We start from the raw sequence: 8,009 nt of genomic DNA on the forward strand, positions 1-8,009 counted from the left end.
AAATACTGCGTTATAATATCTCTTTCGGAATAATTTTTCTGGTCCAGGTTTTTAGCCGTTTGTATTTGCTTACCTCGGAATCCGGATTGAAATCCAGCGTAGTCTCCCATGAATTTTCTGGTTTGAATTCAATTTCCATACCTGAAAGAACACCATTTGAAACTTGTTCAGAGTCCACAACCACAATACACTCGGTATTCAGATTTGCACTTCTTGGATCCAGGTTAAAAGTTCCGACGACCGTGATTTGTTGATCAATCACCATAGATTTCGCATGTAATCCGAATATTGGCGTATGATCCAGCGTTTGTTGTAGTTCACCGGTCATTATCCGTGTGCGTTCCGCCGCATCCGGCCGAAACTCAAATATTCTCACACCTGTCTTCAGCAATTCTTCCCTGTCCGTCTGGTAACTGCTGAATGCTTCCACATTATCTGTGGATGCGAGGCTGTTGGTGAGTATCCTTATTTTAACTCCTCTGGCCACTGCTTCAGCAAATAAATTCCGACTAAGTTCAGTTGTGATTAAATAGGGTGACTGGATATCGATGGATGACTTCGCATTTTTCACGAGCTCAACAAGTGCTGTGGTTGTTAAACCTCCACCACCAAGGCCTTCTTCTCCTTCATTTTTACCGGGCTTATCTGAAATAAATCCTATACTGTCAAGCCACACCAAATCCCCTGAGTTTTTAATGTTTTCAAAGGCTTCAGGTAATTGAGCGATTCTCTCCCGTATCTGGGGCCAAAAATTTTCAGGGTTGCAGGCATATTCATGAAGCCGGTCAAACGTGTCGGGCGATGATATCTTTTCCGGATCTTCATTGATAACCTTCATCACATCCTGGCTCAATTCGCTATTCCAGTATTCCTCAAAGGAATGACCAACATCTTTTACGGCCTTACCAAGCAGCAGTATATCGCGGTCCCGGAAATTGTATTCATGGTCATAATCAAAATATTCATCGGCGATATTTCGCCCGCCTGTAATAACCACTTTGCCATCCACAATGAATGTTTTGTTATGCATTCGCTGATTCGCAGATCTGAAATCCGAAGTGAATTTCCCGATCTTCTGAAGAATGTTTTTCCCGAGGTTAACTCCCGGATTATAGATCTTCACGGATATGTTCTCGTGGGAGCTGAAGGTGGCGATATCATCGATGTCGGCATCCACCATGATGTCATCGACGATGATCCTTACTTTCACGCCGCGGTCTGCCGCCCTGACCAGGTAATCACAGGCGATGAGTCCGATGTTGTCTGTAGAAAAGATAAAGTACTGTATGTCGATGGTCTTTTCGGCATATTCGGTGAGCCACGCCCGGGCGATCATGGAACCACTCCCGTCTTCCAGGACATAAACCCCGGTTTGATTTTCCATCTTTCCTGCGACATCCTCCAGCGCGGATGTGAGCGATATATCATCGTTGCGATGAATATTTTCACAAAAGTCCGTTTCTGCTGTTGCAGTTTCCTTCTCCTTGCAGGCGGAAAAAATGATAACCAATATAATGAGAAGATACAGCGGACCGGAAATGCTTTTCATTTGTAACGACATTGTTGTGGGATAGCAGATTGTTTTGTTAATACCATTTGTATCCGAATGGTGTGAAAAACTCTTACCTAATTCTAAAAAATAGCCAATTTCATGGTGCTCGGCTATGTAATATAGTGAAATTAGTTGTAGTTAATTAAGGCCTCCCAAACCATTGCCAAACTGTAAGGTATATTTCTGCAAATGTGTCATCCTGAACTTGTTTCAGCCTGCCGGCAGGCCAGGTTTTGAGCCGAGTTCAGTGATTTAAAAAATTGCAAAGACTCTGAGCTTTTATATAGTGCTGTAGGTAGTGCTAACTAATTTCTCTATTAAAATATAATGCTTTTTCAATCCAAAAGTCCAGGTCATCTTCAGCATCAAAACCTTCTGGTTCTATGAAAAAGAAGCCACGCATAACTTTTCCTGTAAAATCCATTTCCCTACTTCCTTTTTTGAAGATAAGTTGATCATGTCTTGCTTTACCAACTCTCACCATTAGTCGATCCCTGCCAGATTTTTTTTCAATATCTAAACCGACACACATTTTGTCGTTTACCATAAAAATGAGTCCGCCCATCATTTTCTTTTCTTCGGTTAGCTTGACTTTGGATAATCGTTTACGGATACGATCTGCCTGGTAATCAGAATAGGCCATGTTTATTCGTTTTCGGATACTTTTTTAAGTCCACCTAAAAATTCTTTAATCCCCGAATTCCATTTTGGTTTTAACATGGCAAACATCAATTTTCCCAAAACTCCATATTTCATTTGAATATTCATTTTTTGAGTTACTCTAGTCTTATCACCGACCTGTTCAAAGGAATAATCATGATGGAGTTTATGAACTGGAAAGGAGCAAGCCGTTAAGGTATAGGTAAGCGCTCTATTAGGCTCATATGTTGTGCAGGTTTCTTCAAACCAGTTTTTCCCATCTAGCATGTCTACTTTTCTACTGGCTCCAAGACCCGATTTGATTTCTGAAGTTGCCGTAGATTTTTTTACCGTTGGGTCATAACTGTCCAATTTCTCGGCAATTGCTAATGACTCCCATATTTTATCCAGGGGAGCATCAATTATTATTTCATTGTGTAGCGTATTCATTTTTCTAAACTATTATTCCCAAGAGAAATTTATTGCTCCATCTGGGAGTGGTTAATTTTAAATAGATTCTCTTCTAAATTCTTCAGCATCATAATACACTTTGATGCTTTTGATTTTTCCATTTTCAGTTTCATACCATTCACTCATGTCTAAAGTGATGGTTTTTCCTGTTGGCATTTCAACATCAATTGCGACTTGCGTGATCACATAATTATCAACCTCTACGGCCTTAATCATGCCTGCCCCTCTTACCATAGACATGAAGCCTTCATTCAATTTGATAAAATCCGATTTACCTGCGACTTGTGCTGCCGGACCAGTAAAGGTGATGTCATCGGCAATGAACTCTTTCCATGAATCCGTTCCAGAGGCCATACCTCCTCCGAAACCTTCTTGTACAATCTGCATGGGTGTCTTTTCCATAATAATAATTTTAATGATCAATAATTTAACTTGTAATTTCGAAGCTAAATTAATATATAACTTTGAAAATGCAAGTTAAATAGAATGATTTTTTATCTTTGAGTCATGGAAGTACGTTCGCATTGCCCAATTAATTATGTGCTTGAACACATCGGAGACAAGTGGTCTTTATTGATTATCAGGGACTTGATGTTTAAGAACAAACGTCACTACAATGAGTTTTTGGAGGGCGGTGAAAAAGTATCTACAAGTGTGCTCGGTACACGACTAAAGCAACTGGAAGAGGTGGGACTCATTTCTAAGGGCGAAGATGATGTTAAGAAATCCAGGATTAAGTACAGCCTAACTCAAAAAGGGATTGACATGCTTCCTTTCATGGTTGATATGATTTCGTGGAGTGGAGAATATGATAAAGAGACTGAAGCAGGAAAGGATTTCCTTGATCAGGCAAAGCATCACAGAGATGACCTTTTAGAATTCTTTCGTGAAAAGCTGACCAAGGAGCATCTATGAGACTCAACAAATTAATTTGGAAAGAGATGATATTCACCCCTTTCCTAATTTCAGGTTGTTTCGTACCTGGGTTTGGCTTTGATCTTTTCAATTCACCTATTGGCTAAGTTCAGGAGAAGAAGGGCTTGGTGTATTCTGTTTTCAATAATGATTCTCAGCATCAAATTATCTCACTCTTTAGGCAGACATCAATTACTTCCCGGCTGACGGAGGAGGGAGGGCATCGCCGGTGACATCGCAAGATTTTGCCTTGCCTGTATCGTCGTGAGATTTTGCGAGGCTAGAGGCTCATCATCTCCTTAAACTTCGCAGCCTGCCTTCGGCTCACTTCTACCTTGTCGCCACCCTTAAGGCGTACCATAAGTCCGCCGTTGAACCAGGGCTCGATGTTTTCCACCCAGCTCAGGTTCACAATGTGTTTGCGGCTTGCGCGGAAGAAGCTTCGCGGGTCGAGTTTCTGATCCAGCGCGTTCAGGGATTTATGAATCATCGGACGGTTTCCATCGAAATATACCTTGATGTAATTTCCATCTGATTCAAAAAGGCGGATATTCGACAGGCTCACAAACCAGCACTTATCCCCGTCCTTCACAAATACCTGGTCATTCAGGCCAAGCTTTTTTTCCTGGGATTCTACCGAAACGGTTTCTTCAGAATCAGACGGCTCCATACTCAGCTTGTTGATGGCGTCCGACAGGCGGTCCGACTGCACAGGCTTAAGAAGGTAGTCAAGCGCATTTACCTCAAATGCCTTTAACGCGAATTCATCATAGGCCGTGATGAAGATAACCTTCGGCACACGGTCGAGCTGCTCCAGCAGATCAAAGCCTGTACCTCCCGGCATTTGAATATCCAGGAACAGCAGGTCCGGATTTTTCTCCTCGATCAATTCCACCGCCTCGTCAATATTGGCGGCTTCACCAATCACCTCAATTTCCCTGTGTTCCTTCAGCAAAGAAGTTAATTCCTTACGTGCCAAACGTTCATCATCAATTATCAGCGCTTTCATATTCCATTCTGTTATAGGGCAACACAAGTTCTGTGCGAACCATTGTCCCGGATTCATTTTTTATTTGAAACGACGCATTCTTCCCATAAATCAGGTCGAGTCGGCGCCGGGTATTAATCAGCCCAAGTCCGCCGGGCTTTTTATGAGCCCTGCCATTCATCTTACGTAACTGTCCGCTGTTTCGGATGATCAACTGAAGATGATCACCTTTAACTTTGGAAGAAATTTTAATAACCCCGCCTTCCTTGAGCTGTGATATTCCGTGCTTAATTCCGTTTTCAACCAGCGTTTGAAGCATCAGCGGAGGAACCTGAAACTTATAGGATTCCGGATCAATTTCATAATCTACTTTCAACCGCTCCTCATAGCGAATACTTTCAAGCCCGAGATAATTCCTGACGGTCTTCAGTTCATCCTCAAAGTTAGCCAAACTATTTTGATCGGAAACCAGTGTACTTCTTAGTATTGTAGACAGTTGGGTGATGGCATGTTTTGATTTCTTAGGATCCTCATCCACGAGCGCACGTATGCTGTTCAGTGCATTAAAAATAAAGTGCGGGTTTAACTGGGATTTCAGATTGCTGAGTTCAATCTCGTTCATTTCCGCCTGCCGCTTCAGAGATAAATTATAGCGCTCAAAATAGTGGTAAGTCAGGTAAAAAACCGCCCATAAGAATAAAATGATTGTATAGCCGGTTACGAGAGAAATGAGCTTACCCGAGTCAAAAGCCGCGCTTGCGACAAAAATGTCAAGCGGTAATGATATGAGAAGCCGGATGCCATACATGACCATCGCCATCACAATTACACTAAAGACCACCCTTGGTATTAACTCCCTGAAATACAACGAAAGCCAACCCGACTTGATCAGCACGTATCGAAAGAAGTGGGTAATCAGCATAAAAGCAGCAGCTTCCGAAAGATAAAAATAGACCTGGGTCGATGTAAGCTCCTTTTGCTGGAATTCCACAAAACCGATCATCTGGAGAACTGCAAAGATAAGCCAGGCTCCAATCTGCAGACTCCAGTATAGACGTGCTTTGTTCATACTACAAAGTTAGCAAATCCAATGATTACACGTACTGATCCGTCCGGAGCAGAAAGAAGAACAGAAGAACAGCCAGGATTATTAACACCCAGCTTACAATGTTCAGGAGTTTCTTGTATTGCGGAAATGAATCCGACATAAGAAGTCCGATACTGATAAATGCCAGTCCGGCCGTGAGGTACAGCGAACTTTCCCAATAATTCCCAGCCAGGATCTGATAAATTCCAAACAGGACCATGGCCCCTCCCACCAGGTATCGAATGCCAGATTTTTTCATACTGTTTCCTCCGTCTTCAGCTTATTCTTCGGAATAAATTTACGAATGATGAGGCGGGTACCTTTATCATAGGTGAAGTAATTCCATACCCAGTTCGAAAATACGATCAGACGGTTTCTGAATCCAATGATGGAAATGAGATGTACAAACATCCAGATCATCCAGGCGATAAATCCGCCAAACTGAAGTTTGCCCCAATCAACAACAGCCTTATTACGGCCAATGGTCGCCATTGAGCCCTTATCATGATAAGAAAACGGCTCCATTTCACCACCTTTCAGCATTTTTTTAAAATTCCTGGCAAAGTGGCGTCCTTGCTGGATGGCTACCGGCGCCAGCATCGGATGCCCTCTGGGGAAGTCTTCGGTCTGCATCGATGCCACATCACCAATGGCATAAACATCTTCGCATCCCTTCACGCGGTTGTAACCATCCACGATCAGCCGTCCCCCCTGCTGTGCCTCCTCAGGTAAACCATCCGGATAATTGCCTTGTACCCCGGCAGCCCAGATAAGTGTATGGCTTCGAATCGAGGTGTCATTATTCAAAGTGGCTACATGCCCGTCATACCCCGTCACGAGGGTCTTTAACTGGATATCGACATCAAATTTTTTGAGGTATTGCAGTGCCTTTTCCCCGGAATGTTCTGACATACCATTGAGCAATCGATCGGAACCTTCCAGCAAAACGATCTTCATTTTTTCAAATTCCAGTTCCGGGTAATCATTGGGAAGAATATTTTTCTTCAGCTCGCCCAGCGCCCCTGCGACCTCCACGCCTGTTGGTCCGCCACCGACGATCAGGATATTCATCCTGGATTCGAGTTCAATCGGGTCGCGGGTAATGGTAGCCGCCTCAAAATTCTGGAGAATATGACTTCGCAGGTCAAGGGCCTGCGGAATCTGCTTCAGCGGAAACGCGTTTTGCATGACCGATTCATTTCCGAAATAGTTGGTTTTGGAACCCGTCGCGATCACGAGGTAATCATAACTCATGGTGCCAATTTCGGTCCGGATTAGTTTTTGATTCGGATCGACGGCAAACACTTCCCCCATTCGAAAATAGAAATTCTTCACCGGCTCCAGCTGTTTCCGAAGGGGATCTGCGATCGAATCCGGCTCCAGTCCGGCGGTCGCCACCTGGTACAGGAGCGGTTGAAAGGTATGATAGTTATTCCGGTCGAACAACACGATCTGAACCCGGCTTCCTTTTAATTTTTTAACCAGACTTATACCGGCAAAACCGCCTCCGAGCACCACTATCCTTGGAAAGGGTGAAGGTGTAACGGGAATCATATCATTGATCTGCTCCATGAAGCTAAAATTAGAACAACGAAGGGATAAAAGAAACTGGATGTACTATCGAATGATATTATTCTGAAGAATTATTATGCTGGTAATCTGAAGGTTTAGGGAAGAGATGGACATGGAGCGTACCTTCGGCACGCATCCAACTGATAAAATCCCTGCTACAGAAGGAGCGTACCTGTCGGCACGCAAAATATATGGACTATGGATTGGATCTGGCATGTGTGCCGATAGGCACTATCGTGTGTAACTGATTAGCAGATCCTGAAACCCCGAAAAGATACCTTTGGGACGGCTCCGGGTCAATTCCGGACGCTCTTCAGCCTGCCCTCCTACCTACGCTTTAGCTCCGGCAGGTAAACAGGGAGACGGGGATGACGAGAAAAAGGAGCAGCTCATCCCGTCCCATAGGGACGGCTTATGGGTAGCAAAAGGGATTAGGTTTGGAACCTGTGGCGTGCCAATAGGTACGCTCCGTCTGTAGATGATTGTGCAGACAGATAAAAGCGTGCCGATAGGTACGCTCTGTGTGTAGAAGATTACGCACGGATTACAGGGGGAACCCTGCCTCGCCGGCAAGCAGACCTAAACAAGCCTGGGTCAAGCACAGCCCATGGTTCGCGGGATGACATTTGGGCGGTAGGGAATGGCTCATCCCGTCCCATCGGGACGGCGTATGGGGTAGGATTAGGTTTGGAACCCGTGGCGTGCCGATAGGTACGCTCTGTGTGTAGAAGATTGTGCAGACAGATAAAAGCGTGCCGATAGGTACGCTCTGTGTGTAGAAGATT

At 44.1% G+C, this 8,009-nt stretch carries 10 protein-coding genes; 1 reads left to right on the forward strand and 9 read right to left on the reverse strand.

Features of this window, described 5'->3' with window-relative positions; genetic code table 11:
- Positions 1-10 precede the first annotated feature (10 nt).
- The 4 genes from LDX50_RS25900 to LDX50_RS25915 form a co-directional block, all read right to left on the reverse strand.
- Entirely contained in the window at positions 11-1,549 is a 1,539-nt protein-coding gene (locus tag LDX50_RS25900; RefSeq protein WP_225699184.1) for a phospholipase D family protein, read from the reverse strand.
- 304 nt (positions 1,550-1,853) lie between these two features.
- Complete coding sequence (locus LDX50_RS25905; RefSeq protein ID WP_225699185.1) at positions 1,854-2,195, reverse strand: TfoX/Sxy family protein; 342 nt, start codon at positions 2,193-2,195, stop codon at positions 1,854-1,856.
- Between the two features lie 2 nt (positions 2,196-2,197).
- Positions 2,198-2,641, reverse strand: coding sequence for an SRPBCC family protein (locus LDX50_RS25910; protein WP_225699186.1), 444 nt, complete (start codon positions 2,639-2,641; stop codon positions 2,198-2,200).
- A 57-nt stretch (positions 2,642-2,698) separates the two neighbouring features.
- Positions 2,699-3,064, reverse strand: a complete 366-nt coding sequence (locus tag LDX50_RS25915) for a nuclear transport factor 2 family protein (protein WP_225699187.1) — start codon at positions 3,062-3,064, stop codon at positions 2,699-2,701.
- A 105-nt stretch (positions 3,065-3,169) separates the two neighbouring features.
- Between LDX50_RS25915 and LDX50_RS25920 the strand changes: the two genes are divergently transcribed.
- Complete coding sequence (locus LDX50_RS25920; protein WP_225699188.1) at positions 3,170-3,577, forward strand: winged helix-turn-helix transcriptional regulator; 408 nt, start codon at positions 3,170-3,172, stop codon at positions 3,575-3,577.
- Between the two features lie 280 nt (positions 3,578-3,857).
- On the opposite strand, the gene LDX50_RS25925 is transcribed toward LDX50_RS25920, so the two are convergent.
- From LDX50_RS25925 to LDX50_RS25945, 5 genes are all read right to left on the reverse strand, one after another.
- Positions 3,858-4,586 carry a LytR/AlgR family response regulator transcription factor gene (locus tag LDX50_RS25925; protein WP_225699189.1) on the reverse strand — a complete coding sequence of 243 codons (729 nt, stop codon included), beginning with the start codon at positions 4,584-4,586 and terminating at the stop codon, positions 3,858-3,860.
- On the reverse strand, positions 4,567-5,634 hold the full coding sequence (locus LDX50_RS25930; RefSeq protein ID WP_225699190.1) for a sensor histidine kinase: 1,068 nt from the start codon (positions 5,632-5,634) through the stop codon (positions 4,567-4,569). The genes LDX50_RS25925 and LDX50_RS25930 overlap by 20 nt, the downstream gene beginning before the upstream one ends.
- A 25-nt stretch (positions 5,635-5,659) precedes the next feature.
- Positions 5,660-5,911 (reverse strand): hypothetical protein, encoded by a 252-nt coding sequence (locus LDX50_RS25935; protein WP_225699191.1) that lies wholly within the window; start codon positions 5,909-5,911, stop codon positions 5,660-5,662.
- Positions 5,908-7,224, reverse strand: a complete 1,317-nt coding sequence (locus LDX50_RS25940) for an NAD(P)/FAD-dependent oxidoreductase (protein WP_225699192.1) — start codon at positions 7,222-7,224, stop codon at positions 5,908-5,910. Before LDX50_RS25940 ends, LDX50_RS25935 begins: the two co-directional genes overlap by 4 nt.
- A 533-nt stretch (positions 7,225-7,757) precedes the next feature.
- Positions 7,758-8,009, reverse strand: a 252-nt coding sequence (locus LDX50_RS25945; protein WP_225699193.1) for a hypothetical protein, incomplete at its 5' end; no start/stop codon positions are given.

Source organism: Fulvivirga sedimenti, assembly GCF_020328055.1.

Bases quoted from the DNA above. Each gene is read 5' to 3' on its own strand.
- LDX50_RS25930 (WP_225699190.1), bottom strand. From the start codon at position 5,634: ATGAACAAAGCACGTCTATACTGGAGTCTGCAGATTGGAGCCTGGCTT.
- LDX50_RS25910 (WP_225699186.1), bottom strand. From the start codon at position 2,641: ATGAATACGCTACACAATGAAATAATAATTGATGCTCCCCTGGATAAA.
- LDX50_RS25935 (WP_225699191.1), bottom strand. From the start codon at position 5,911: ATGAAAAAATCTGGCATTCGATACCTGGTGGGAGGGGCCATGGTCCTG.
- LDX50_RS25900 (WP_225699184.1), bottom strand. From the start codon at position 1,549: ATGAAAAGCATTTCCGGTCCGCTGTATCTTCTCATTATATTGGTTATC.
- LDX50_RS25905 (WP_225699185.1), bottom strand. From the start codon at position 2,195: ATGGCCTATTCTGATTACCAGGCAGATCGTATCCGTAAACGATTATCC.
- LDX50_RS25920 (WP_225699188.1), top strand. From the start codon at position 3,170: ATGGAAGTACGTTCGCATTGCCCAATTAATTATGTGCTTGAACACATC.
- LDX50_RS25915 (WP_225699187.1), bottom strand. From the start codon at position 3,064: ATGGAAAAGACACCCATGCAGATTGTACAAGAAGGTTTCGGAGGAGGT.
- LDX50_RS25940 (WP_225699192.1), bottom strand. From the start codon at position 7,224: ATGGAGCAGATCAATGATATGATTCCCGTTACACCTTCACCCTTTCCA.
- LDX50_RS25925 (WP_225699189.1), bottom strand. From the start codon at position 4,586: ATGAAAGCGCTGATAATTGATGATGAACGTTTGGCACGTAAGGAATTA.